This is a genomic window from Sphingobacterium sp. UBA6645 (assembly GCF_002455685.1).
GTDB classification, from domain to species: Bacteria; Bacteroidota; Bacteroidia; order Sphingobacteriales; family Sphingobacteriaceae; genus Sphingobacterium; species Sphingobacterium hotanense.
The window spans coordinates 1-1,483 of the sequence record NZ_DKLH01000071.1 but is presented as its reverse complement, the minus strand read 5'-3'; the positions used below and the strand labels follow the sequence as shown (position 1 = coordinate 1,483).

The following is a 1,483-nucleotide window of genomic DNA, read 5'->3' as shown; positions in this document are numbered from 1 at the left end:
TCCTCTTCTTTTTTTATGATAATGAGTAAGCTGAACCTTGCTTCACTCCTCTTTCTTCTAAACCTTTATCAATTTTCGTCTGAATACCGGATTTGGGGAATCCCCAATTGGGTGCAATTAACAGTTCTTTGTCTGCAATCCCGAAAATACGTTGAATGATGATATCCGGACGCAGAAGCGGAATAAACTTGCTCAGGAACTCTGTATACTCCTCGATGCTAAATAAGTGGAATGGCTCTCGCTTATATTTAACGCCCATGATGGAGCCCTCAACAATATGTAAGTGATGTAATTTAACAAACTTAATCTTCGGATGTTTATTGATTTCTTCCGCGTATTTAAGCATCATCTCTTCCGTCTCCCAAGGGAATCCAAAGATCGTATGCACACATAGCTCTAAAGATGTATTCTCTAGCATCTTCATAGTAGACAAGAATTCATCGTGAGAACATCCGCGATTAATGCGCTCAAGTGTATCGTTATAGATAGACTCCATGCCCATCTCTAAGTCAACATCATAGCGATCGGTATAACTCTCCAACAAAGCTATCTTTTCGAAATCAAGACAATCAGGACGAGTACCAACGGAAAGCCCCAGTGTATGTTCCGGGCAGATGCTTAAAGCCTCGTCATACATCATCTTCAATAAATGCGTAGGTGCGTATGTGTTAGTGTTTGGCTGAAAGTAAATAATGAACTTCTCTGCCCCATAACTATTTCGAGCGCGTTCAATCCCGTTCTCCACTTGCTCTCTGATAGATGGAATCTTGCGGGCTGTATCTGGTGTAAAGGAGTCTACATTGCAGTATGTACATCCGCCATATCCCTTCGAACCATCCCGATTAGGACAAGTAAAATTACCATCCACAATAACCTTGAACACTCGCTGCCCATTATACTTCTCCTTCAAATAAGCACCATAGTGATTATAAGGTTTAACTCCATTATCTAGTTGCGTCGCCATAAGGGTACAAAGGTATGAATTAGATTTTAGACTTTAGATATAAGATATTTGTCTATCTATAGATATTAGACGTTAGATATAAGACATTAGAGCGTAGCTTCTCTGGATATCTCTAATAGACATTAGATATTAGAGATAAGATTTTAGACATGCTTTCTGAACCTTTGGTTTAGAAAGGGAATTTTGTTTTGAATACCAGGAAAGGAAGGATGCAAGGATGAATAGGATCATGTTGAAAGAAAAAAAGGAGTCGTTTCTGAACCAGGAAAGGAAGGATTAAAAGATTAGCATGATCCTGCCAATCCTTTAATCCTTCCTTTCCTGGTTCAAGACAAACATCAAAAGATCAAAATATCATCTTTCCTTAATAATCCCTTGCTGATTCAAGACAAACATCAAAAGATCAGCTTTCCTTACCATTCCTTCCTTTTCAAGCAAAAACAACCCACAAAAAAAAGGCGCATATCCGCGCCCTACTCTAATATCTCATGTCTAACATCTAAAATCTAGACCAACAAA

At 38.7% G+C, this 1,483-nt stretch carries 1 protein-coding gene; it reads right to left on the bottom strand.

From position 1 onward, the window contains the following. Positions 1–13 precede the first annotated feature (13 nt). Positions 14–964 (bottom strand): TIGR01212 family radical SAM protein, encoded by a 951-nt coding sequence (locus B2400_RS12930; RefSeq protein WP_293933981.1) that lies wholly within the window; start codon positions 962–964, stop codon positions 14–16. Positions 965–1,483 lie beyond the last annotated feature (519 nt).

Coding starts and splice junctions, on each gene's coding strand:
- B2400_RS12930 (WP_293933981.1), bottom strand. CDS start 964: ATGGCGACGCAACTAGATAATGGAGTTAAACCTTATAATCACTATGGT.